Raw genomic sequence first — 23,291 nt, 5'->3', positions numbered from 1 at the left:
TCGCCGGAGGGCGATGGGCTGATGCCGCCTGAGAGGGCGCGCGGTAGCCGGCTTTGGCCGAAGCAGTGCGACCGGCATCAGCTCGGTTGATGCTTACGCCATATTGTGCAGCCCGGCGTCGACATAGATCGTGTCGCCGGTCATGCCGGAGGCGCCGCCGCCGACGAGGAATGCGACCACCCGGCCGATCTCGGCGATGTCGACCAGGCGGTGTCCCGGGCTGCGGTTCACGGCGGCCTCGATCAGCTCGTCGAAATGGGCGATGCCGCTGGCGGCGCGGGTCTGCAGCGGCCCGGGGGAGACGGCATAGACGCGGATGTTCTTCTCGCCGAGTTCCGCGGCGAGATAACGTACGGCGGCCTGCAGCGAGGCCTTGGCGAGGCCCATGACGTTGTAGTGGTTCACGACCTTGTCGGCGCCGTAATAGCTCATCGTCAGCAGCGCGCCGCCCGCCGCCATCAGCGGCTCGGCGGCACGCGCGAGCTCCAGGAACGAGTAGACCGAGATCCGCATCGCGCGGGCAAAGCCGTCGGCGGAGCAGTCGATCACGCGGCCGTGCAGGTCGGCTTTCGGCGCGAACGCGATCGAATGCACGACGAAATCGAGCCGGCCCCATTCGCGCTTGATGCGCTCGAACACCGCGTCCAGTTCGCCCGGCTGCTCGACGTTCAACGGCAGCAGCAGGCTGGCGCCGATGCGCTCGGCGAGTGGCGCAACGAAGCTGCGGGTGCGGTCGTCCGCATAGGTGAGCGCCACCTCGGCGCCGAAGGCGCGCAGCTTGGCAGCGCAGCCAAAGGCGATCGAGTTCTCATTGGCCACGCCGAGCACGAGGCCGCGCCGCCCCTTCAGCATGTCGCCGATCCGGTCGTCGGGATTCCAGACGATCGGCAGCGGATCGGGCGAGTGAGCGGTGTCCGGCATCGTGCTCTCCTGTCAGGCCACGTCGCGGACCGCGAGGTTCTCCGTGAGCGGATCGGCCGACACCGCGGCCAGCGCCAGCGGCGGCAGGCCGAGCGCCTCGCGCAGCCGCTGCAGGGTGCGGATCGTATTCGGCTCCATGTCCTCGACGCTGCCTGCGATGAACTCGACCACGTCGATGGCGCGGTTGCGGTCGCCGAAGTCGGGCAGCAGCTCGGCCAGCGTCGCGACAGCCGGGTCGGGCTCGAACTCGACGATGATCGATTGCTCGCGGATCAGCGCAGCGCGGCGCTCGGCGCCGAGCGAGGCAAACGGCTCGTCCTTGGTCAAGACCTTGGCGGAGCGCTCCAGCCGGTCGCGGCGCACCGAGCCGCGGGAGTCCGCGAGCAGGATCAGCATCCGGATGACCGCTTCCTCGAAGCCGCCGCGCGCGATGCCGAGCAGGATCGCCTGCACCTCGGGGAGGAAGCGCAGCTCCTTGGGCTCGCGGTGAACCCGCTGGAAGGCGTGGGTCGAGGCGATCGCATCCATCAGCGGCGAGCTGTAGATCGACAGGAACGTGGCCTCGTAGAGGCTGTCGCGGACGTCGCGGAACACGTCGAACGCCTGCACCACGCTCTTCGCCCAGAACTGCTCGAGCGCCAGGAACGGATTCGATGGTCCTGCCTTCGTCCGCGCCGCGCGGGCCTCATCCGCCGCTTTCCGGATGGCGTGGGTCATGGCGTTGTCGCCGCCGAAGCCACGGCGCATCAGGCGTGCCGGATGCGCGTCGCTGATCAGCTTGGCCATCTCGTCGGTCACCATCGACTGCACCAGCGGACGGGCGGTGAGGTCGTACAGCTCTGCGCCGAGCTCGGACAGGCGCGCGACCGCGGCAAAGCCGCGCTCCTCGCTGCGGTCATTGTCGTCGATCGCCAGGATGTCGGAGATCTTGCGCTCATGGAACGACACGTGGAAGCGCGCGGCGATGCCTTCGCCGATCTGCTCGTCGATCGTCATCTCATAGAGACCGGGCGCCAGCGCCTCGATCGTCTTCATCGTCGAGGCGACCTCGGTGTGCTCCTTCTTCGCGATCGAGGACGACACGAAGATGCCGAGATGGCCGACCTTGTCATGCACCATGTAGATGATGCGCTGGCCGCGGATGCGGATCTCGTGCTCGTCGGCATAGGTGTCGACGATCCAGTTCAGCGCCTGCTGCGGCGGCGTGATGTTGTCGCCCCAGCTCGCGAATACGATGATCGGCGAGCGGATCGCCTTGAGATCGAGCTGACGGCCGCGCTCGATGCGCGCCTCGCCGCGCGACAACCGGTTGCCGATGAACAGCTGCTCGACGATCCAGCGGATTTCCTGCTCGTTCATGAAATGGAAGCCGCCCCACCAGCGCTCGAATTCGAGGAAGCTCGCACGGCCCTTCTCCGGATCGGCATAGAGGTCGAAATACTTTCCGAAATAGTTGCGGCCGGGATTGAGCATCTCGAAGTTGGAGACGAGGTGCACGCCGTCGAACTCGCCGCCGCCGAGATCGGACAGCACCAGCGCCGGCAGAATGCCGCCGAGCAGGCCGCCATTATAGCGCATCGGGTTCTCGCCGAGCCGTCCCGACCAAGAGGCGACCGGCGCGCCGTTGACGACCAGCGGTCCGGTGATGTCGGGATTCGCCGCCGCCAGGATCAGGGTCGCCCAGCCGCCCTGGCAATTGCCGACGATGATCGGCTTCGGCGCCTCGGGATGGCGGCGATGGACCTCGGCGATGAACGCCGCCTCGGCGCGCATGACGTCGGCGAGCGTCTGGGTGGGCTCCGGATGCGGCCTGAACACGACAAAATAAACGGGATGCCCGTCATGCAGGGCGACGCCGACCTGGCTGTCCTGCTTGAAGCCGCCGATCCCGGCGCCGTGGCCGGCGCGAGGATCGATGATGACATAGGGACGCTTCCAGTCATAGGTGACCACGCCGGCCGGCGGCAGGATCTTCAGCAGCATGTAGTTGACCGGACGGACGAGGTTGCGGCCATCGAGCGCGACCTCATGGTCGTAGATCAGCACCGGCGGCGTCCCCGCGGCCTCGTGCCGGGCATCGTTGTCGGCGCGCTCGCGCAGCACGTCCAGTGTCAGGACCATGCGCTGGCCGGCGTCGATCCAATAGTCACGCGCCTGGTCGAAAATATGGCCTTGCGTGGCGCTGCTGAACGACCGCGCCAGACCGGCACCCTCGCTGATCAGATCCTGCGCCCGCTTGCCATGCTCGCGGGCGAACTTGTCAAGATGCCGGCTGAGGCTCTGCGAGACGCGTTGCGTCTGAGTCGTGGTGATGCCGGCTGCGCCGAAGCTGCGGGCGAGGGCGGTCGCGGGGCTGTAGGGGGAAGACATTGGCGGTCCCTTCGGTCAGTCTGTCAGGCGCGTGGAGTCCGCGGCGCTGTGAATCAGGCCCAGGATCTCGGCGGTGTGCTCGGCGATCATGCGATCTTCGTCGGTCGGAATGACGAGCACGGCGACGCGAGAGTCCGGCAGGCTCACGGTCTGTGCGTTGCGCGCATTGGCGTCCCGGTCGAGATCGACGCCGAGCCAGCCCATGTCGCCGAGGATCTGCTCGCGCACGCGAAAGGCATGCTCGCCGATGCCGCCGGCGAACACGATGGCATCGACGCCGCCGATGGTCGCGGCGAGCCCCGCGATCTCGCGGCGCACGCGCGCGACGAAATAGTCGATCGCCTCGCGCGCTGCCGGCGCGTGGGATGCCTCGAGCTCGCGCATGTCGTTGGAGAGGCCCGAGAGGCCCTTCAGCCCGGAGTCGTGATACAGGAGATGCGTGATCTCGTCGGGGCTCATGCCCTTCTCGGTGAGGAGATAGAGCACGACGCCGGGATCGAGCTGGCCGCAGCGGGTGCCCATCGGCAGGCCGTCGAGCGCAGTGAAGCCCATGGTGGAGGCGACCGAGCGGCCGTCGCGTAGCGCGCAGACCGAGGCGCCATTGCCGAGATGCGCGATGATGACGCGCCCCGATGCCAGCATTGGCGCCACGCTGCGCAGCCGGCGCGAGACATATTCGTAGGACAGGCCGTGAAAGCCGTAGCGGCGCACGCCCTCGTCATAGAGCCGCCGCGGCAGTCCGAACGTGTCGGCGATGAACGGGTGCTGGCGGTGGAACGCGGTGTCGAAGCAGGCCACCTGCGCCGCGTCCGGAAACGCATGCAGCGCCGCGGCGATCCCGGCGAGATTATGCGGCTGGTGCAGCGGCGCCAGCGGCACAAACTTGCGCAGGCGCAGCAACGTGCCGTCGTCGATCACCACCGGCTCGGCATGATCCGGCCCGCCATGCACCACGCGGTGGCCGACAGCCACGACATGGCAGCCGTCCTCATGCCGGTGCAGCCAATCGACGGCGAGCTCCAACGCAGAGCGGTGATCGACCGCGCCCTTGGACGCATCGATCGGCTGTCGCTCGGCGGGACCGTCGGCCGGAGCGGCCGTGAACGTCGTGTCGTCGCCGATGTCGTCGATATGTCCCCTGGCCAACGGGCGCAGCCCGGCAGTTGCGATCTCATAGGCCGCGAATTTGATCGAGGACGAACCGGCATTGATGGTCAGAATGGCGTCGGTCATCCTCTACTCCGCCGCCTTCGCCTGCGCCGAGCCGGCAAAGGCGCGGCCCTCGCGCCGCCAGTGATTGTAGAGCTGCGCGAGGGCGCAGGAGGCGAGCCGGGCTCGGTCGTTGTCCGCTCGGCTGGTCAGCATGACCGGCACGCGCGCGCCGATCACGAGCCCGGCGGCCTCGGCGCGGGCGATGAAGGTCAGCTCTTTCGCCAGCATGTTGCCGGCCTCGAGGTTCGGTACGATCAGCACGTTGGCATGGCCGGCGACCAGCGAGGCGATGCCCTTGGTCTTCGCAGCTTCCATGTCGATGGCATTGTCCATCGCCAGCGGACCGTCGACGATACCGCCCTTGATCTGGCCGCGCTCGGCCATCTTCGACAGCACGGCGGCGTCGAGCGTGGAGGGAATGTTCGGGTTGATGGTCTCGACCGCGGACAGCACGCCGACGCGCGGCCGGTCGAGTCCGCAGGCGCGCGCCAGATCGATGGCGTTCTGCACGATGTCGACCTTCGCCATCAGGTCGGGCGCGATGTTGATGGCGGCGTCGGAAATGAACAGGATCTCATCCAGCGTCGGCACGTCGAGCGCGAAGACATGGCTGATCCGGCCATTGGTGCGCAGCCCGCCATCCTTCTTCACCACCGCCGCCAGCAGCTCGTCGGAATGGATCGCCCCCTTCATCACCGCATGGGCGTCGCCGGCCAGCACCATCGCCACGGCGCGCGCGGCGGCGGCACGGTGGTCAGTCTCCGGCACCAGCGCCCAGCCGCTGATGTCGGCCTCGATCTCGCGCGCCGCGGCCGAGATGCGATCGGGATCGCCGATCAGCACAGGGTGGATCAGGCCACGTTCGGTTGAGAGCAGGGCGCCGCCGAGCGAGTTGCGGTCTTCAGGACAGACGATGACGGTCTTGAGCGGCGGCAGCTGAGCAGCGAGATCGACCAGCTTGGCGAAATGATCGGCATGATCGACGATCAGCGCCGGCAGCTCGCGCACCGGCGTCTCGATCGACACTGTCGGCGCATCGATCTCGGCAAGCCCCGCGCAGACGAGATCGCCGGCCTGGTCGGTGATCTCGGCGCGAAACAACGCGACCGGCGCCTCGCGCTTCTCGCAGCAGGTCACGGTGATGCGCAGGCGGTCGCCGACATGCACACGTTTCTTGAACTCAAGCGATTGCGAGCGATACAGCGTGCCCGGACCGGGCATGACATTGCCAAGTACGGCCGAGATCAACGATCCGACCCACATCGATGGCGCAATGACCTCTTTCGAACCATGGTTGGCGCTACCATCCGGCAGCATCATCGGATTGGTGTTGCCGGAGACATGGGCGAACAGGATCAGGTCCTGTACCGCGCATGTCCGTTCGATCGCGGCTTTGTCGCCGACCTCCAGCTCCGCCCAGCTCTTGTTGCGTATGGTCTGGGTCATTTCGCGCTCCGTTGCCGAAAGTTTCATCGTATTGCTGCGCCTGCTGATCGACGGAGCGCAAGCGTAGTGCCACATGTTTATTATACGATCTGNTCATTTCGCGCTCCGTTGCCGAAAGTTTCATCGTATTGCTGCGCCTGCTGATCGACGGAGCGCAAGCGTAGTGCCACATGTTTATTATACGATCTGACCGTGACGACTTATTGACCCGTTCATTTGTTATCCGCTCACACTGTTGCGAGCGCATGTCATCCACGCTTCAAATCTTCGTTCCACTATGGGGCTCCAAGTGGAACGGTATGGGGAGCGACATGGCCGAAATCACAGTCAATCAGGCGGTCGGCGACGAACGGCCAATTCAGCCGGCCGGACGGCCGAACCTCGACAAGGGCTTCAACCCGCTGACGATGATCCTCTTCTTCGGCGTCCTCGCCGCAGGATTGCTGTTCGTCGCCTACAGCATCTATGCCGATGTCGACGCCACCGGCGTGAAGGTGACGACATATCTGCCTTACCTGTTGCTGTTCGTCGCGCTGCTGATCGCGCTCGGGTTCGAGTTCGTCAACGGCTTCCATGACACCGCCAATGCGGTGGCCACCGTGATCTACACGCATTCGCTGCCGGCCGAGTTCGCCGTGATGTGGTCCGGCTTCTTCAATTTCCTCGGCGTGCTGCTGTCGAGCGGCGCGGTCGCGTTCGGCATCGTCTCGCTGCTGCCCGTCGAGCTGATCCTGCAGGTGGGATCGAGCGCCGGCTTCGCGATGGTGTTCGCGCTGTTGATTGCCGCCATCGTGTGGAATCTCGGGACCTGGTATTTCGGCCTGCCGGCCTCGTCCTCGCATACGCTGATCGGGTCGATCATTGGCGTCGGCGTGGCGAATGCTCTCCTTCGCGGCCGCGATGGCACGTCCGGCGTCGACTGGAGCAAGGCGACCGAGATCGGTTACGCGCTGCTGCTGTCGCCGCTGGTCGGCTTCATCTGCGCCGCTGCGCTGCTCTATTTGCTCAAATTTCTCGTTCGCAACCCCGCGCTCTACGCCGCTCCGGAAGGCCCGAAGCCGCCGCCGATCTGGATCCGCGGTTTGCTGATCCTGACATGCACCGGCGTCTCCTTTGCCCATGGCTCGAATGACGGCCAGAAGGGCATGGGCCTGATCATGCTGATCCTGATCGGCACGGTGCCGACCGCCTATGCGCTGAACCGCACGCTCCCCGAGGCGCAGATCGCGAAATTCCAGGAGACCTCGCAAGCCGCCTCCAAGGTGATCGCGGCGAAGGCCGCCGGCCACAACGTGATCGGCGATCCACGTCCCGCGGTCACGCTCTACGTCGCGCAGCGCAAGATCAACGAGGGCACCTATCCGTCCCTCGCCATGCTGGTGAAGGACGTCGGCGACCAGGTGCGGACCTACGGCTCGCTCAACAAGGTGCCCGCGGAAGCTGTCGGCAATACCCGTAATGACATGTATCTGACCTCGGAGGCGATCCGCTTCCTGATGAAGGACAAGGAGAACGACCTCAACAAGGAGGAGATCGCTATGCTGAACGCGTACAAGGCCTCGCTCGACAGCGCCACCAAGTTCATTCCGAACTGGGTCAAGATCGCGGTTGCGATCGCGCTCGGCCTGGGCACCATGATCGGCTGGAAGCGCATCGTGGTCACGGTCGGCGAGAAGATCGGCAAGTCGCATCTGACCTATGCGCAGGGCGCCTCCGCCGAGCTGGTCGCCGCCGCCACGATCGGCGCGGCCGATGTGTTCGGCCTGCCGGTGTCGACCACTCACGTGCTGTCGTCTGGCGTCGCCGGCACGATGGCGGCCAACGGCTCCGGCCTGCAGATGGCAACCGTGCGCAACCTGCTGATGGCCTGGGTGCTGACCTTGCCCGCGGCGATCCTGTTGTCGGGCTCGCTCTACGTCATCTTCAGCCGGATCTTCTGACGCAGATGGGGCGGCCCTCGCAGCGGTGACGGCGCCGCCATTGGAGGGGCTGGTGTGGGCCTTCCGCTTCACCGCGGACGGCACACCCCAGCCGCTTGTGCATGACGAGCCGTTCCATCTCGATCAGTACGGATGGTACTGGCTGCATTTCAATCTGGCCGATGCGCGCGCCGCGCAATGGCAAGAACGAGAAAAGACCATGCGCAAATGGAGAGTCCGCTGGTCAGCGGGCACCTTGCATGCGGCAGGTGGGACACGACGTTTGCGGAAGACAGTCAGCGCGCCCGAGCCGCAGATCGCCGAGATCGGTGGGCTCTCTGGCTCTCATGCGCGCCGCATGTCTGTCGCCTTTTTCAGTCGGTCGATGAGCCAACGCCCTGCGGGCCCTGGGGGCGTATCTGTTCGATAGACCGCGGACATCTTGATGTGAGTATCCGATTCTGCCTGTTCGAGCGTCAGCGGCACCAGCTCGCCGTTTTGGAGATCATCCTCAACCACATGATAGGGCATGCCGCCCCATCCAAGTGCTGCCCGCAGGAACGCATGCTTCGCCCCGAGATCCGACAAACGCCAGGTCTTTGACGAATAGACACGCAGATCCTTGCCATCGGTCAGACGCGATCGATCAGTCAGGACGAGCTGAACGTGCTCGCTGAGCACATCCGGAGGAATGGCGCCGGGATGGGTGGCCAAAGGATGCCGTGGAGAGGCGACCATAAGGTAGCGAAGGCCGAGCAGGGCTTCATCGCGAAGTTCGGGATGGTTGGTCAGCAGAGGGCCTCGGATGCCGAACGAGCACCGCCGTTCGAGGACTGGCTCGATGACCCCTCCCATGCTCTCGACAGAAACTCGCAACGATGTGGTCGGAAACTCCTGCTGAAAGGCGCTCACCGCCTCCGTCAGGACAGCGGTTGGAAATAGCACATTGGACGCAACGCTCAGCTCGGGCTCAAGTCCACCAGCTAGTCCGCGCGCGCGCGCCTTCAGCTTGGCCAGATCCTCCGCGACCGCGCGGGCGTCCGCAAGGAGAGCCCGGCCCGCTGCGGTGAGGACGGGATAGCGCGCGCTGCGATCGAACAGCTGAATGCCGAGCTGGGTTTCGAGATTGGCGAGGTTCTGGCTGACGACTGACTGAGCACGCCCGAGCTTGCGTCCGGCAGCAGAGAAGCTGCCGGTCTCAGCGGCGGTCACGAACGTCGTCAGTTGGTCGAGGGAGATTCCATCGAGCACGATATATCGTCCAAACAGATAAATAACATCGGTTTATATTGGCTTTTCAGATCGATGGCAAGTTCTCATGGTCGGGCGGCTTGGCGGAGCGTCCGCCAAATGGAGGAACCATGAAGCTTCTTCACATCGATTCGAGCATCGCCGGCGTAGGGTCCGTGACGCGGGAGTTGTCGGCCGAGATCGTCGCCTTGCTGAAGGGAGCCGACAAATCTTGGAACGTGATCTACCGCGACCTTGTGGCCGAACCGTTATCGCATCTGACGGGAGGCTATCTGGCCGCGCTGCAGGGTGCGCCGGCCGATCAGGCAGTGCAGGCCGACGTCGGCGCGGGTCTGGCGGTCATGGAAGATTTTCTAGCAGCCGATGTCATCGTGATCGGCGCGCCAATGTACAATTTCGGCGTTCCGTCGCAGCTCAAGGCCTGGATCGATCGGCTGGCAGTCCCGGGCAAGACATTCAGCTACGGAGAGCATGGCCCGGTCGGGCTCTGCAAGGGCAAGAAGGTCATCGTCGCCTCGGCGCGGGGCGGCATCTTCAGCGCAGGGTCTCCCCTTGCTGCGCTCGATCATCAGGAGAGCTACCTGCTGAGCTTCTTCGGCTTTCTCGGCATCGCCGAGATCTCGTTCGTGCGAGCTGAAGGTGTCGCTCTGGGGCCGGTTGTACGCGCCAAGGCCATTGCTGCCGCCAAGGAGCACGCCGCCAAGCTCGCGGCTTGAGAACCTTCGCATCAGTCGATCGAAAGGACCGAGATGGCCGTGCTCTTCTCTTCCATCGTCGCCGCGCAGGAGCGAGGCTCCAGCCGATCCTCCTTTTCAGCTCAGGCCCTGGATCTCGCTCCGTTGGGAGATCTGAAGTCTTCGGTGCTGGTCTGTGACGATTTCAGGGTGAGCGGACGGCCGTTTCCGCTGCACCCTCACGCTGGATTTGTGGCCGCGACTTATGTCTTCCCCGATTCGGCGGGTCGTTTGCGCAGCAGGGACTCGCTCGGCAACGATATCGTGGTCGGCGCGGGAGGTCTGGTCTGGACTCATGCTGGAAGCGGCATAGTGCATCACGAGACTCCCGCCGATACAGGCGAACTGCACGGCCTGCAGCTGTTCGTCAATCTGACGTCGCCGAACAAGTCGAGTGCGCCCAAGACGATGACGCTGTCGGGCAGCGAAGTGCCCGAGTGGACGAATGCCGCCGGAGATCGCGTCCGTGTGGTGGTCGGATGTTACGAGCATCTGACGTCGCCGATGGTGCCCATCGAGCCGTTCACGCTTCTCGACGTGGAGCTCCGACGACATCTTACGTTCGATCATCCGCAGGGTCACGTGACACTCATCTATGTCGCAACTGGCGATCTTGCCGTCAGCAGCGAAGGTGGCGCGCGGCATTTGGCCCAGCGGCAGGCGATTGCCATGCATGGCGATGGTGCGCGCTTAAGCTTTGCAGCTGATGAGCTGGCTCACCTCGTCGTGATGTCCGCCCCTGAGATCCGTGAGCCGGTCCTCATCGATGGGCCGTTCATCATGAGTAGCGCAGAGCAGATCGCCGCGGCACGGGTGCGCTACAGGAGCGGGGGCATGGGCCAGCTTCCGCCGTCGTGACGGCGGGACCACTGTAAATCGCCAACGAGAGAAGCAAATTCTCCTCTTCAGAGACTAAGCCGTGCGGGGACCCCGCGCCGTCGTAACAGGGAGTTTTTCCAGATGTATGCAGTAACCGGGGCGACCGGGCACTTGGGACGCAAAGTTGTCGCACGCCTGCGTGAGTTCGTCCCGTCGTCCGAGATCGTCGCCGTCGTTCGTGATGCGCGCAAGGCGGCCGATCTTGGCGTTGGCATCCGGACAGCCGACTACGCCGACCCCCGCGCTCTGGAAGGCGCCCTCGCGGGCATTGAAAGACTTCTTCTAATCTCGTCGAGCTCATTCGGCACTCGCCAGGCTGAGCATGCCAATGTGATTGCTGCCGCAAAGACGGCGGGTGTTGGACATCTTGTCTATACCAGCCTGCTCCATGCCGACCGATGGGAACCTAGCTTCGCCAAGGATCATACCGAGACGGAGAAGTGGATTGCGGAATCTGGGCTCGTTCACACGATCCTGCGCAATGGTTGGTACTGGGAGAACCACACCACAAATCTGAACGTGGCGCTCGGGTACGGTCAGTTGATCGGAAGCGCCGGCACGGCATTAATCTCCTGGGCGTCGCGAAAGGATTTCGCGGACGCAGCTGTCACGGTCCTGACCGGAAAGGGTCATGAAGGCAAAGTCTACGAATTGGCCGGCGACACAGCTCACACCCTGGGAGATATCGCCGCAGAGGCCGCAAGCCAAAGCGGACAGCCTCTGGTCTATCGAAATCTGACCCAGGCCGAGCACGCCAGCTTCTACGAGAGCGTCGGATTGCCGCCTCCGGTGGCTGCCATGCTCGCTGAGGTGGAGGCGAAGGGCGTCGCCGCCGGTGTCCTGCACGACGACAGCCGAACGCTCTCGCGCCTGATCGGACGGCCGACATTGTCGTTGCAGCAGGCTGTGATCGAGGCCTTCGGAAGCTGAGCTGCAGCGCCTGGCAATATTCGGCCGCATCGCCGCCACGTCGACGCTCGATCTGCGGCTGCGCGACGATCCGACATGCCGCGGGCCGTGCTCTACCTTAAAGATATTCCAGCATCGGCCCCGTCGAATTCGTTTGATGCAGGGAGGACGATCGGCAAGATACGGATCTCGTTGCCGCGCGCGATAGATGTCGCCGCTACCGCTGCTTTTGCCCGACGGGTCATTGGGACTCGATGTCATGGTACGCCGGAGCGTGGTGAAGCTCACGCGCTCATCAGGGGACCGCTCGCATTGTATTTGGCTCTTTCCGGCTCGATTGTATTTGAGCGAAGTCGAGATCGAAGCAGCGAGATGTGGTTGCGACAGCGGCAGCGAGGAGTGGCTGTCGGGTGCAGGTCGCGACGTTGGAAGGTGGTGGTGAAGCATGGTGAGTGCGCGAGCGACCCGGGTATGGCTGCAGATTCATACGTGGACTTCGCTGATCAGCATGGTCTTTCTGCTCATGCTTTGCCTGACCGGGCTGCCGCTGATCTTCCATCATGAGATCGACGAATTGCTGGAACACCCGATCGCGGCGCCGCCGATGCCGGCGGATACGCCCGCGTTGTCTCTCGACCGCTTGATCGAATCGGCGCGCAACCAATTGCCCAGCCAGCATGCGCTTTTTGTCACGCTCAAGGAGGCGGAGCCGCTGGTCACGGTCGCGATGTCAGCCACCGCGATTCCCGTTCCCGGCCAGTTTCATCGCATCACCGTCGATGCGCGCACGGGCGCCGTGCTCGGCGAAGAACCGCCGCACCAGGGCGTGATGGATATCATCCTGCAGATCCATCGCGACATGTTCGCAGGGCTGCCGGGCGAGTTGTTCCTCGGCTTGATGGGGCTCGTGTTCGTCGCCTCCATCGTGTCGGGGATTGTCGTGTATTGGCCCTTCATGCGTCGTCTTGAGTTTGGCACGATCCGCGACCGCTCGTCGCGCGTCAAATGGCTCGACATGCACAATCTGCTCGGCATCGTCACGGTTAGCTGGGCACTCGCGGTCGGGCTGACCGGAACGATCAATACGCTTGCCGTGCCGCTGTCAGATCTGTGGCGAGCGCAGACCATGCCGGCGCTGCTTGCTCCTTATCAGGGTAAGCCGATCGCGGCGTCGGCTGCGGTCGATGCCGCCGTGACGGCGGTCCGTCAGGCGTTTCCGGATCGGCGGGTCAGTTCCGTGACGATGCCCACGACGGCGCGTTTCGGCAGTCCACAGCATCTGATCGTCTGGACCAAGGGCAAGACGGCGCTCACGGCGCGCATGTTCCAGCCCGTCATGGTCGACGCGCAGGATCCGACCAAGCTGACGGCGCCGCCGGTCGCCTGGTATCTTTACGCGCTGCAGCTGTCGCGTCCGCTGCATTTCGGTGATTACGGCGGCCTGCCGCTGAAGATCATCTGGGCTCTGCTCGATATCATCACCATCATCGTGCTGAGTAGCGGCCTGTATCTGTGGATCGCCAAACGATGGGGCAGCAGGAAGAAGTCTGCTGTCGTTGTTGGTTCGACAGCCCCGGTCGTGGTTTCGCCATGAAAGGTCCGATCAGCAGTGCGATCGCGTCGGATCGTGACGAGCGGCGCTCGGCGTGGCAGGTCTTCCGGGCGCCGCTGATGATCGGCCTTGTCAGCGCGGCCGGGTTGGCATTCGGGCTGTTCGGTGACGGTCTCTGGGACAGCCTGTGTTGGCTGGGCCTGTCAGTCCCGATTCTGCTGTCGTTGATCCATGGTGTGCCGTGGAAGCGGAGCGCCAAGCAGGCCTGACGCGCGCGGGAGACGGCGACGTTCGGAGGTCACGCGCGACTGTGAACCACTCCGAAGGCTTCAAATATGAGGTCTGGTTGACATCGGAGCCGATGCCGCTGTGGCGGGATCGTGGTCGTGTCGTTGCCGTTTGTAAAAAGGCGCGCAAACTGACCAAATGCTGTTAGTTAAAGTCGGACAACGCGGTGCGTTGGCCTCGACGAAACGTAGGAGATGTTGCGCTTCTTTAGAAAGCTTCAACGAAAATCGGGCGCCGAATTTCTGCTGCGCTGGCAAAAACTTGATGCCTGGATCTTGTCAAACCTGTCGTTCGTTAGATGGGTTCTATGATCGGCGACGCCATCCCCGAATACCCGTGTGTTAGGAGCGCCAAGGACCAGTGTGGAACTTGGTAGTACGGGGTGTCAAAATGGCTTGTCGCGATACGGGCGCAAATGCCCGACGTTTGATCTTGTTGGCTGCTGTAAGCACAATTGCGTTGACGTTAGATCCGGGCGGAGTACGGCCGCTCTTTGCTCAAACCCAATTGCCGGACGTGACGGTGGACGCGCCCAAGCAGAAGCCGCGACAATCTGTCCAGCGCGCGCAAGCATCGCCGAGCCGGGCCGTCCAGCGCCGCGCCGAGACCCGTAATCGCCCGCCGCCGACGACGGCTCCGGTCCCTTATGTCACCCCCTCGACCGGAACGATCGGCGCGCCGCCGGCGCCTTATGCCGGCGGGCAGGTGGCGAGCGGAGGCGGACTTGGGCTGCTCGGCAATCGCGGGGTGATGAACACGCCGTTCAATCAGACGAGCTTCACCGCGCAGTTGATGCAGAACCAGCAGGCGCGCACGATCCGCGACGTCCTGATCAACGATCCGTCGGTGCGGGTGACCCAGGCGGCCGGTGGCGGGGCCGACGGTCTCTTCATCCGCGGCTTCTTCTACGACAGCGGCGACTATGCGCTGAACGGCCTCGCTGGCATCGCGCCCTATTATTCGACAGGGGCGAACTTCATCGAACGCGTCGAGCTGTTGAAGGGGCCGAGCGCGCTTCTCAACGGTATGACGGTGGGCGGAACCGGCGCGTCCAGCGGCGGCGCGGTCGGCGGCAGCGTCAACCTGATCACCAAGCACGCGCCCGATGTCGATATCACGCAGCTGACGGGAACCTATGCCTCCAAGTCGCAATTCGGCGAGCAGATCGACGTCAGCCGCCGTTATGGCGAGCACAAGGAGTGGGGCGTCAGGCTGAACAGCTCCTATTCGAACGGCAACACGCCCTGGAACCGGCAGACTGACGAGCTGGGCAACGTGGCGCTTGGGCTCGACTACCGCGGCGAGAACGCGCGTCTGGCTGTCGACATCGGATACCAGGCCGACAATCTGAAGCCACCGCTTCGCTTCTTTGGCGTTGGTGCCGTCACCCAGATCCCAGACCCGCCAAAGGCCGGGCTGAATTTCCAGGTGCCATGGGCGTATTACGCGCCGACCGATTTCTTCACCACCGTGAAGGGCGAGGTCGATCTCAGCGATCGCATCACGGCCTACGCCTCGTTCGGGTACCACGATAGCAATATCAACTATTCCTATCCGTCGCCGACCCTCAACTCCAACGCCGGCGCCTTATCGGCGGTCCCAGGGCAGGGCAAGGAGACCTACGAGACATTTGCTGGCGAAGCCGGCGTTCGGGTCAAGGTCGATACCGGACCGGTCAACCACGCCATCAATGTTGGCTATTCGATTGTTGATCGCACCTATAATCAGCGCGTCCTCTGGCCGGTCAGCAGGCCGGGCGCGGCGACAGCCGCGGCGGCGGGGGCGATCTCGACCAGCTGGAATCTCTACACTGAGCCGGTAAACGCACCTGCGCCAAATTACAATTACGTGCGTCTCAACCAGATGACCGGGGTCGATCTGTGGAGCGTCGGCGTATCTGACACCATGTCGCTGTTCAACGACCGTCTTCAGTTCGTCGTAGGCGCTCGGCGTCAGACGGCAGGCACGGAGGTGACGGATTATGTGGCGGCGGCAAACAGCAGGCCCTTCAAGGATGCGTCGGTCTGGACGCCGGCCTATGCCGTGATCGTCAAGCCGGTCGATCGCGTCTCGCTTTATGCCAATTACGTCGAGGGATTGCAGACACCGGTCATCGTTCCCGGAACGTTTGCCAACGGCGGAACTGTATTCCCGCCGACGTCGACCAAGCAGACCGAGACCGGCATCAAGGTCGACTTCGGTCGCATTACGACGACCGCCAGTCTGTTTGACATCAGTCAACGTAACGCCATCACGGTCGTCAGCGGGAGCAGCTCGACGCAACAACTCGATGGCATGCAGCGAAATCGGGGCGCAGAGTTCAACATATTTGGCGAGATCACGCCGGAGTTCCGCGTGCTGGGCGGCGTGACCTATATCCACGCGGTTCAGGAGAAGACGACCAACGGGACCTATGACGGAAAGCGCGCCATCGGTGTTCCGCAACTGGCGGTGAATCTCGGGGCCGAATGGGATACGCCGTTCGTGCGCGACCTGACTTTGACGGGGCGGGTGATCTACACAAGTGCGCAATACGTCAATCAGGCGAATACGTTGTCGCTGCCGGACTGGACCCGGGTCGATCTGGGCGCCCGCTATACGTTCACCTCGCCGTGGAACGGCAAGCCGATCGTGGTGCGGGCCAGCGTCGAGAACGTATTCAACAAGGCCTATTGGGCGTCTGCCTATAGCGGCGTGATCACACTGGGGGCACCACGGACATATCTCGTCTCCACGACCTTCAACTTCTGAGGGATCGATCCGGCGAAAGAGCAATGATCCGCCGCGCGCCGGATGCGCGGCGGGGTCTTGCTTGTTGGGCATCATGCGAACTGAGTTTTTGTGGCGTGATGTCAAGTCGTGAACGATGCGGCTCGGCTGTGCCGACGTGAATTCAGCTTGATGTTGGTCTCTCGCGATTGCGGCCCGCTGGCGCCCCCTGACTGATGCGCAGGGGCGGCCGGACAAGCCGAACGTCGGCCTGCAACCTTCATCCAAGCGGAGTTCGTCATCGGCGTTCGCCGAGGAGAGGCGGTCGCATGATCATCGGTGAACGTCGTGATGGCTCATGCCGGCGGCCCACAGGCCTGTCTCGGCGGGCACGCACGGCGGGTTTGGGAATGGAAGATGGGTAAGCCGGAGCTGCCTGAGAAGATTATAGATTTATTGCTTGCTAGCGATTACGCACAGCTCGTCGGCCGTACTCCGTCGGAGCGGCTCGACTACATCGTCGACATTGCATCGCTTCACACGCGTGATGAGCTGTCGCGCCGATTCGAGCTTGCTCGGGTCCATGTTCGACAGGTCGAGAGGTGGCTTGGGTTCCATGGTCGACGACTGCGGCTGCCGCATGAGAGCATCGATGTCGTGATGTGCGGCTTGGAGTTTCGAAAGCGCCGCATCCGCGGGTCACGGGTTGCGTCGAAGCGGCGTCGGACCGCTGTCAAGGCGTTTCCGAAGAAGGCTGATTGAAGAGTCGTTGGCCTCCGTATCTGCTGCGGCGAGGTGTCGCGATGATCTGTCACAGGGCTAAGGCCGCGCCGGCGCTCGCGTGGCTCCTCATACGAGGTTGGCCGCGATGTCCGGAGCGGAGCTTGCCACGCCGAACCCAGATTATGCGGTCTTGACTTTGGAGTGGTTTTGGTGGGCCGGCGACCAGGAACGAATGCGCGACCATGCTTGTTGAGAGGGCATGACAGGCAGAGACACGCGCGACCTGCGCTCCGGCGCCTACGACTCCGTCAGCAAGGACGGTCTGCCGCAGCCGCAACAGGTCAAGGGCGACACGACGCCCCGCCAACGGGAGCAGTGGGGCGCCGATGTGCGCGCCGAGCCGCTTCCGGGCACCGAGCCGGTGCTGCCGGAAGGGCTCACGCGCGAGCGGCGCGATCCGCTCAATCGCAACACCGGCCGCCGCGGCACCGACTGATGCCGTGGCCGCCGCAGCGGCTTACTTGGCCGCGATCACCATGATCTCGACCGTGTATTGCGGCGCCGCGAGCTTGGCCTCGACGGTGGCGCGCGCCGGGGTGTTGCCGGCCGACACCCAGCCATCCCAGACCGCGTTCATCTCGCCGAACGTCTTGATGTCGGTGAGGTAGATGGTCGCGGACAGCAATTTCGACTTGTCGGTGCCGGCCTTGGCGAGATGACCGTCGATGATCGAGAGGATCTCCTCGGTCTGTTTGGTGACGCTCTCGCCGGCCGTCTTCTGCGCCACGACACCCGCGAGATAGACGGTATTGCCGTGAACGACCACCTGGCTCATGCGCGGGCCGGTTTCAAAACGCTGGATCGACATCGAGAGAACTCCTGGAAGGATCAATTCGGGGGCCTCTCCCTAGCGCGTGCGGCGCGGCAGCGCCAGTCGGCTGAACGGCCGGAATCGCCGGCCTTGTTCGTTCGGCGGCGCGCGACCTTGCGTTGCCGGAGCCGGCGCGGCACACGGAGCGCGGCAGTCCTGACGGTGCGGCCTTGTCGCGCTGCGAAGCAGATCTTGCTCACGGGGCAGGCAAGGCAAGGGCGTTTTCCGCGCTTGCACCGATATTTGAGACATGAAACATTCTCCGCGAGGTTCCTTGATGGATTGGCGGAGGGGCGTGATGCGGAAACAGGTGATGCTGGCGGTGCTGGCAAGTTTGGCGCTGGCGACGAGTGCGGGGCCGGCATTTGCTCAACAGACGATCCGCGTCGGCTGGACCATTCCGGCGGAGGAATCGAAGTATTGGATGATGAAGCGTCCCACCGAGTTTCCCGACCTCGGCAAGACCTACACCATCGAGTGGACCCAGTTCCAGGGAACGGCACCGATGACCCAGGCGCTGGCTGCCGGTGCGCTCGACTGCGCGACACAGGCGCCGCTGTCGCTGTCGAATGGTGTGGTCGGTGGCGGCCTCAAGGCCTACATCGTCGCCCAGCATGTCTACGAGAAGCCGGGCGGCTTCTCGGTGTATTGGGCGGTCAAGGATGATTCGCCGATCAAGACCATCGCCGACCTCAAAGGTAAGACGGTCGGCATCTCCGTGATCGGCGGCGGCACGCAGGGGCCGTTCAATCTGCTGTTGAAGCAGGCCGGGCTCGATCCCGCCAAGGACATCAAGCTGGTCGAGGTCGGCTTCGCCGTGGCCGAGGATGCGCTGCGCCAGGGCCGTGTCGATGCGGTCAACATGAACCAGCCGTTCGCGGCGCGCGCCGAGGCCAAGGGGGGCACGCGGAAGCTGTTCCAGCTCTCGGAGGCGATGCCGAACATCGTCCATATCCTCGAAGCCTGCCGCGCCGACTTTGTCGACAAGAACCCGGATCTGGTGAAGGCCTATGTCCGCGACATCACCGCAGGCATGAAGAAGGCGCTCGCCAATCGCGACGAGACCTTGAAGGTCGTCTCCGAAGTGATGAAGGTGCCGGTGCCGGTGATCGAGACCTACCTCCTGAAGGACAATGATTTCGGCCGTGATCCCGTGGCCGCGCCGAACTTCCCTGCGATCCAGAAGATGCTCGACATTTACGCCGAGACCGGCATGCTGCCGAAACTCGACGTCGCCCAGTTCAAACATCCCACGATCGTCGCGCCGATCCAGTAAGGAGCGAGCGCTTTGGGCGGAGGTCGTCGTCGATGAGGAAGCTGCGCTCGCGCGTCACGGTGGAGGGGCTCGATCGTGCCCCGCACCGCGCCTTCATGCGCGCGATGGGGCTGGATGATGCCGACATCGCCAAGCCGATGATCGGCATCGTCAGCCAGAAGGGCGAGCAGACGCCCTGCAACATGACGCACGACTTCCAGGTCGACGCCGCCAAGACGGGCGTCTCCGAAGCCGGTGGGACGCCGCGCGAATTCGCCACCATCTCGGTGTCGGACGGCATCAGCATGAACCATGAGGGAATGAAGTTCTCTCTGTTCTCGCGCGAACTGATCGCGGATTCGATCGAGGCCGTGGTCCATGGTCTCGCTTATGACGCGCTGATCGGCTTTGGCGGCTGCGACAAGACCCTGCCGGGCGTCATGATGGGCATTGTTCGTTGCAACGTGCCGTCGATCTTCATTTATGGCGGCAGCGCTCTGCCTGGCAAGTTCCAGGGCAAGACGCTCACGGTGCTCGATTCGTATGAAGCGGTCGGCAGCTACATGACCGGCGAGATCGATGTCGCGACGCTCGAGGGCATCGAGCGGTCGTGCCTGCCCACCATCGGCGCCTGCGCCGGGCAGTTCACCGCCAACACCATGGGCATGCTGTCCGAGGCGATGGGCCTGTCGATGCCCAACGTCTCGATGATCCCCGGCGTCTATGCCGAGCGCGCCCATGTCGCGCGGCAGGCCGGCCGGCTGATCATGCAGATGCTGGCTCGTGGTAGGCCGCTGCCACGCGATATCGTGACCCGCAAGGCCCTGGAGAACGGTGCGGCGATCGTCGCCGCCACCGGCGGCTCGACCAATGCCGCGCTGCATCTGCCGGCGATCGCCAACGAAGCCGGCATCCGTTTCACGCTCGACGATGTCGGCGAGGTCTTCGCCCGCACGCCGCTGATCGGCAATCTCCGGCCGGGCGGGAAGTACACCGCCAAGGACGTCTATGACATCGGCGGCGCGGCCGTTGTGATCCGCGCGCTGATCGAGAGCGGCCATATCGACGGCTCCTGCATGACGGTGACCGGCCGCACGCTTGCCGAGGACTATGGGGCCGCCAATGCGCCCGATGGCGAGATCGTGTTTCATCCGGCCAGCCCGATCATGGCGGATGGCGGCGTCGCCGTGCTCAAGGGCAATCTGGCGCCTGACGGCGCGGTCATCAAGGTGGCCGGCCTGAAGAACCTCGTATTCGAGGGGCGGGCCCGCGTATTCGAGGATGAGGAAGCCTGCGTCGCCGCCGTCCGCGCGCGCAACTATCAGGCGGGCGAGGTACTGATCATCCGCAACGAGGGGCCGGTCGGCGGTCCCGGCATGCGCGAAATGCTCGGTGTGACCGCACTGATCTACGGTCAGGGCATGGGCGAGAAGGTGGCGCTGATCACTGACGGCCGCTTCTCCGGAGCGACGCGCGGCATGTGCATCGGCTATGTCTCGCCGGAAGCCTTCGTCGGCGGTCCGTTGGCGCTGCTGCGCGACGGCGATCCGATTCGCATCGATGCAAAAGCGCGCACGCTCGACGTCCTGCTCGACGACGCCGAGCTCGCGGCCCGTCGCGCCGCGTGGTCGCAGCGGCCGCCACGGCATCGCGCCGGCGCGCTGGCGAAATATGCCAAGCTCGTCGGCCAGGCACCGCTCGGCGCCGTGACGCATGAAGGACCCGCGGACTGGCCGTGGTTCGATCAGGAGCAGCAATGAGTCGCGCGAGACGACGATTGGCAGGTTTCTTGCTAATCTGGCGGTCTGTCATGCCTGACATCACGGAGCGTTTGAGCGTGCTGCACCGAAAAGAGAAGCGGACATGGGCGTGACCCCGATTCGACCCGGCGAGCTCGCGGGCGTTCCGCTCGGTCGTCGTCCGGCCGAGCCGATCATCGAGATCGACCACGTGTCGCAGGTGTTCAAGACGTCGTCGCGCCGCGACCATACCGCACTGTCGAACATCTCGCTGTCAGTCGAGGAGGGCGCCTTCGTCTCCATCCTCGGCCCCTCCGGCTGCGGTAAATCCACCTTGCTCTATATCGTCGGTGGCTTCGTCAGCCCGACCAGCGGCACGGCCAAAATGAAGGGCAAGCCGATCACCGGCCCTGGCACCGATCGTGGGCCTGTGTTCCAGGAATTTGCGCTGTTTCCGTGGAAAAGCGTGCTCGGCAACGTGATGTATGGTCCGCTGCAGCAGGGCATGAATTCCGCGAAGGCGGAGGCCCGCGCGCTTGAGCTGATTGCCATGGTCGGGCTGACCGGGTTCGAGAAGTTCTATCCGAAGGAGCTCTCCGGCGGCATGAAGCAGCGCGTCGCGCTGGCGCGCACGCTCGCTTATGGTCCTGAAGTGCTGCTGATGGATGAGCCCTTCGGGGCGCTGGATGCGCATACGCGGACGCGCCTGCAAAATGATCTGCTCGAGATCTGGGAGCGGGATCGCAAGACGGTGCTGTTCGTCACGCATTCGGTCGAGGAGGCGGTGTTCCTGTCCGATAAGGTCGTGATGATGTCGCGTTCGCCCGGCCGCATCCGCGAGGTGATCGACATCGACCTGCCGCGGCCGCGCCGCCGCGAGGAGCTGCTGCTGGATCCGCGCTATCAGAACTACATCGTCGAGATCGAGCGCATGTTCGACGATTCCGGCGACAACGAGCTGCCGTCATGAAGGGCGCTCTGAAGCATTTGTCGCCGGCGCTGGCCTGCTGCGGCCTGCTGCTGACCTGGCAACTGGCCTCGCTCGGGTTGAAGAATGACAGCTTTCCGACGGCTCTCGACTCGCTGCGCGCGATCCCGCCGATCCTCACTGACAAGGAAGCGCTGATCAACATCCTGGCCTCGCTCCGGCGGATGGCGATCGGCTTCGCGCTGGCGCTCGCGTTCTCGATTCCGCTCGGGCTGCTGATGGGGCGGAGCAGGGCGACCGCTGCCTTCTTCAATCCACTCCTGATGCTGGTCTACCCGGTGCCGAAAGCGGCGCTGATGCCGATCATCATGCTGTGGCTCGGCGTCGGCGACGTCTCCAAGACGTTGGTGATCTTTCTCGGCGTCAGCCTTCCCGTCATCTATCACAGCTTCGAGGGCGCCAAGGCGGTGGAAGAGAAGATGCTGTGGTCGGGCGCGGCCATGGGCCTGTCGGCCGGCGAACGCCTGCTGCGCATCGTGCTGCCTGCCGCGCTGCCGGAGATCCTGACCGGGTGCCGCACCGGCCTCGTGCTGGCACTGATCACGATGGTCACGAGCGAGATGATCGCGCGGCAATCCGGCGCCGGCAACATCCTGTTCAATGCGCTCGACATGGGCCAGTACGACACGGTGTTTGCGATGATCATCATCATCGGCGCGATGGGCATCTGCCTGGACGCGGTGTTCGAGACGATCCGGAGATGGCTGGTGCGCTGGTCGGAACCGCAATTCGACATGCCCTTGAGCTTCTCATGATCACGACGCGCACGACCAACGAATGGCTGCTCGGCGCTGCGCCGATCGTGCTGGTCCTGCTGCTGTGGCAGGGCCTCGTCTCGTTCGGCTACGCGCCGGCTACGCTGCTGCCGCCGCCGGTGCAGGTGTTCCTGCGCATGGGGCAGCAGCTCGCCAGTGCCACATTTCAGCAGGATATCGCGGCCACGCTGTTTCGGTTGTTCGCCGGCTTTGCCATCGCGGTGGTGCTCGGCGTGTCCATCGGCATTGCCGCGGCGGTCAGCCCGCCGGTCAATGCCGTGGTCAGGCCGATCGTGCGCGTGCTGGCGCCGCTGCCGAAGGTCGCGCTGTATCCGGCCTTCCTGCTGCTGCTCGGCTTCAACCACGAATCCAAGATCATGCTGGTGGCGGCGGACGCGCTGTTCCCGATCCTGCTGTCGACCTACTACGGCGCGACCATCGTCGAACAGAAGTTGATCTGGTCGGCGCTCGCGGCTGGCACGCCGCCGCGCGACGTGTTGTGGAAGGTGGTGCTGCCGGCGGCGATGCCCTCCATCTTGACCGGCTGTCGCATCGGCCTCGTCATCTCGTGCATCGTGGTGTTCCTGGCCGAGATGATCACCTCTACCGATGGGCTGGGCCATGTGCTGGTCACGGCGGCGCGGACCTTCCAGGCGGTCGACATGTTCGTGCCGTTGATCACCATCTCGCTGCTGGGGCTCATCCTCAATGGCCTGTTGCAGGGGCTGCGTGCCTACCTGCTGCGCGGCTTTCCCTCGGTTTGATCAGTC

Annotated in this window: 20 protein-coding genes; 14 read left to right on the top strand and 6 right to left on the bottom strand. The window is 64.2% G+C overall.

The features are described from left to right. Positions 1-93: 93 nt before the first annotated feature. The 4 genes from fabI to HL671_RS15210 are packed head-to-tail and all read right to left on the bottom strand — an operon-like array spanning position 94 to position 5,949. Positions 94-921 (bottom strand): enoyl-ACP reductase FabI, encoded by an 828-nt coding sequence (gene fabI, locus HL671_RS15225; RefSeq protein ID WP_012042821.1) that lies wholly within the window; start codon positions 919-921, stop codon positions 94-96. Positions 922-933: 12 nt separating this feature from the next. After that, positions 934-3,291 (bottom strand): DUF3141 domain-containing protein, encoded by a 2,358-nt coding sequence (locus HL671_RS15220; protein WP_012042822.1) that lies wholly within the window; start codon positions 3,289-3,291, stop codon positions 934-936. Positions 3,292-3,306: 15 nt separating this feature from the next. Then, a complete protein-coding gene (locus tag HL671_RS15215; protein ID WP_172236861.1) occupies positions 3,307-4,524 on the bottom strand; it encodes an acetate/propionate family kinase in 1,218 nt (405 codons plus the stop codon). Between the two features lie 3 nt (positions 4,525-4,527). After that, positions 4,528-5,949 (bottom strand): bifunctional enoyl-CoA hydratase/phosphate acetyltransferase, encoded by a 1,422-nt coding sequence (locus HL671_RS15210; protein ID WP_172236860.1) that lies wholly within the window; start codon positions 5,947-5,949, stop codon positions 4,528-4,530. Between the two features lie 311 nt (positions 5,950-6,260). On the opposite strand from HL671_RS15210, the gene HL671_RS15205 reads away from it, so the two are divergent. Further along, positions 6,261-7,889 carry an inorganic phosphate transporter gene (locus HL671_RS15205; RefSeq protein WP_172236859.1) on the top strand — a complete coding sequence of 543 codons (1,629 nt, stop codon included), beginning with the start codon at positions 6,261-6,263 and terminating at the stop codon, positions 7,887-7,889. Between the two features lie 324 nt (positions 7,890-8,213). On the opposite strand, the gene HL671_RS15200 is transcribed toward HL671_RS15205, so the two are convergent. Continuing rightward, entirely contained in the window at positions 8,214-9,119 is a 906-nt protein-coding gene (locus HL671_RS15200; RefSeq protein WP_172236858.1) for a LysR family transcriptional regulator, read from the bottom strand. A gap of 110 nt (positions 9,120-9,229) precedes the next feature. Here HL671_RS15200 and HL671_RS15195 point away from each other — a divergent pair, with 110 nt between their 5' ends. The 8 genes from HL671_RS15195 (at position 9,230) to HL671_RS15160 (ending at position 17,409) form a co-directional block, all read left to right on the top strand. Then, positions 9,230-9,835: an FMN-dependent NADH-azoreductase gene (locus HL671_RS15195; RefSeq protein ID WP_172236857.1), complete on the top strand. Its 606-nt coding sequence runs from the start codon at positions 9,230-9,232 to the stop codon at positions 9,833-9,835. A 33-nt stretch (positions 9,836-9,868) separates the two neighbouring features. Next, a complete protein-coding gene (locus HL671_RS15190) occupies positions 9,869-10,711 on the top strand; it encodes a pirin family protein (protein ID WP_012042830.1) in 843 nt (280 codons plus the stop codon). 102 nt (positions 10,712-10,813) lie between these two features. After that, complete coding sequence (locus HL671_RS15185) at positions 10,814-11,662, top strand: SDR family oxidoreductase (RefSeq protein ID WP_012042831.1); 849 nt, start codon at positions 10,814-10,816, stop codon at positions 11,660-11,662. A 424-nt stretch (positions 11,663-12,086) separates the two neighbouring features. Next, entirely contained in the window at positions 12,087-13,235 is a 1,149-nt protein-coding gene (locus HL671_RS15180; RefSeq protein ID WP_172236856.1) for a PepSY-associated TM helix domain-containing protein, read from the top strand. Beyond that, positions 13,232-13,462 (top strand): hypothetical protein, encoded by a 231-nt coding sequence (locus HL671_RS15175; protein WP_049795350.1) that lies wholly within the window; start codon positions 13,232-13,234, stop codon positions 13,460-13,462. Before HL671_RS15180 ends, HL671_RS15175 begins: the two co-directional genes overlap by 4 nt. 409 nt (positions 13,463-13,871) lie before the next feature. Continuing rightward, the gene (locus HL671_RS15170; protein WP_041750595.1) at positions 13,872-16,232 is read left to right on the top strand and encodes a TonB-dependent receptor; all 2,361 of its coding nucleotides are present in this window, start codon (positions 13,872-13,874) and stop codon (positions 16,230-16,232) included. Positions 16,233-16,607: 375 nt separating this feature from the next. Next, positions 16,608-16,952, top strand: a complete 345-nt coding sequence (locus tag HL671_RS15165) for a hypothetical protein (RefSeq protein WP_012042835.1) — start codon at positions 16,608-16,610, stop codon at positions 16,950-16,952. 220 nt (positions 16,953-17,172) lie between these two features. Then, positions 17,173-17,409, top strand: coding sequence for a hypothetical protein (locus tag HL671_RS15160; RefSeq protein ID WP_172236855.1), 237 nt, complete (start codon positions 17,173-17,175; stop codon positions 17,407-17,409). Positions 17,410-17,430: 21 nt separating this feature from the next. Here the strand turns inward: HL671_RS15160 and HL671_RS15155 are convergent, their stop codons facing one another. After that, positions 17,431-17,781, bottom strand: coding sequence for a RidA family protein (locus HL671_RS15155; protein WP_012042837.1), 351 nt, complete (start codon positions 17,779-17,781; stop codon positions 17,431-17,433). A gap of 301 nt (positions 17,782-18,082) precedes the next feature. Between HL671_RS15155 and HL671_RS15150 the strand changes: the two genes are divergently transcribed. From HL671_RS15150 to HL671_RS15130, 5 genes are all read left to right on the top strand, one after another. Continuing rightward, positions 18,083-19,060: an ABC transporter substrate-binding protein gene (locus HL671_RS15150; protein WP_172236854.1), complete on the top strand. Its 978-nt coding sequence runs from the start codon at positions 18,083-18,085 to the stop codon at positions 19,058-19,060. A gap of 32 nt (positions 19,061-19,092) precedes the next feature. Further along, on the top strand, positions 19,093-20,799 hold the full coding sequence (ilvD, locus tag HL671_RS15145; RefSeq protein ID WP_172236853.1) for a dihydroxy-acid dehydratase: 1,707 nt from the start codon (positions 19,093-19,095) through the stop codon (positions 20,797-20,799). Between the two features lie 103 nt (positions 20,800-20,902). After that, positions 20,903-21,748, top strand: coding sequence for an ABC transporter ATP-binding protein (locus tag HL671_RS15140; RefSeq protein WP_012042840.1), 846 nt, complete (start codon positions 20,903-20,905; stop codon positions 21,746-21,748). After that, positions 21,745-22,521: an ABC transporter permease gene (locus HL671_RS15135; protein WP_012042841.1), complete on the top strand. Its 777-nt coding sequence runs from the start codon at positions 21,745-21,747 to the stop codon at positions 22,519-22,521. Before HL671_RS15140 ends, HL671_RS15135 begins: the two co-directional genes overlap by 4 nt. Continuing rightward, on the top strand, positions 22,518-23,285 hold the full coding sequence (locus HL671_RS15130; protein ID WP_012042842.1) for an ABC transporter permease: 768 nt from the start codon (positions 22,518-22,520) through the stop codon (positions 23,283-23,285). Before HL671_RS15135 ends, HL671_RS15130 begins: the two co-directional genes overlap by 4 nt. The last annotated feature ends 6 nt before the right edge of the window (positions 23,286-23,291 follow it).

This window comes from Bradyrhizobium denitrificans, from assembly GCF_013179005.1.
Lineage (GTDB): Bacteria > Pseudomonadota > Alphaproteobacteria > Rhizobiales > Xanthobacteraceae > Bradyrhizobium > Bradyrhizobium denitrificans.
Note: the sequence above shows the minus strand (reverse complement) of the source record. Positions and strands in the feature narration are given on the sequence as shown.

Bases quoted from the DNA above. Each gene is read 5' to 3' on its own strand.
- HL671_RS15190 (WP_012042830.1), top strand. From the start codon at position 9,869: ATGGCCGTGCTCTTCTCTTCCATCGTCGCCGCGCAGGAGCGAGGCTCC.
- HL671_RS15135 (WP_012042841.1), top strand. From the start codon at position 21,745: ATGAAGGGCGCTCTGAAGCATTTGTCGCCGGCGCTGGCCTGCTGCGGC.
- HL671_RS15165 (WP_012042835.1), top strand. From the start codon at position 16,608: ATGGGTAAGCCGGAGCTGCCTGAGAAGATTATAGATTTATTGCTTGCT.
- HL671_RS15155 (WP_012042837.1), bottom strand. From the start codon at position 17,781: ATGTCGATCCAGCGTTTTGAAACCGGCCCGCGCATGAGCCAGGTGGTC.
- HL671_RS15210 (WP_172236860.1), bottom strand. From the start codon at position 5,949: ATGACCCAGACCATACGCAACAAGAGCTGGGCGGAGCTGGAGGTCGGC.
- HL671_RS15170 (WP_041750595.1), top strand. From the start codon at position 13,872: ATGGCTTGTCGCGATACGGGCGCAAATGCCCGACGTTTGATCTTGTTG.
- HL671_RS15220 (WP_012042822.1), bottom strand. From the start codon at position 3,291: ATGTCTTCCCCCTACAGCCCCGCGACCGCCCTCGCCCGCAGCTTCGGC.
- HL671_RS15215 (WP_172236861.1), bottom strand. From the start codon at position 4,524: ATGACCGACGCCATTCTGACCATCAATGCCGGTTCGTCCTCGATCAAA.
- HL671_RS15185 (WP_012042831.1), top strand. From the start codon at position 10,814: ATGTATGCAGTAACCGGGGCGACCGGGCACTTGGGACGCAAAGTTGTC.
- HL671_RS15130 (WP_012042842.1), top strand. From the start codon at position 22,518: ATGATCACGACGCGCACGACCAACGAATGGCTGCTCGGCGCTGCGCCG.
- fabI (WP_012042821.1), bottom strand. From the start codon at position 921: ATGCCGGACACCGCTCACTCGCCCGATCCGCTGCCGATCGTCTGGAAT.
- HL671_RS15150 (WP_172236854.1), top strand. From the start codon at position 18,083: ATGCGGAAACAGGTGATGCTGGCGGTGCTGGCAAGTTTGGCGCTGGCG.
- HL671_RS15160 (WP_172236855.1), top strand. From the start codon at position 17,173: ATGACAGGCAGAGACACGCGCGACCTGCGCTCCGGCGCCTACGACTCC.
- HL671_RS15180 (WP_172236856.1), top strand. From the start codon at position 12,087: ATGGTGAGTGCGCGAGCGACCCGGGTATGGCTGCAGATTCATACGTGG.
- ilvD (WP_172236853.1), top strand. From the start codon at position 19,093: ATGAGGAAGCTGCGCTCGCGCGTCACGGTGGAGGGGCTCGATCGTGCC.
- HL671_RS15195 (WP_172236857.1), top strand. From the start codon at position 9,230: ATGAAGCTTCTTCACATCGATTCGAGCATCGCCGGCGTAGGGTCCGTG.
- HL671_RS15175 (WP_049795350.1), top strand. From the start codon at position 13,232: ATGAAAGGTCCGATCAGCAGTGCGATCGCGTCGGATCGTGACGAGCGG.
- HL671_RS15205 (WP_172236859.1), top strand. From the start codon at position 6,261: ATGGCCGAAATCACAGTCAATCAGGCGGTCGGCGACGAACGGCCAATT.
- HL671_RS15140 (WP_012042840.1), top strand. From the start codon at position 20,903: ATGGGCGTGACCCCGATTCGACCCGGCGAGCTCGCGGGCGTTCCGCTC.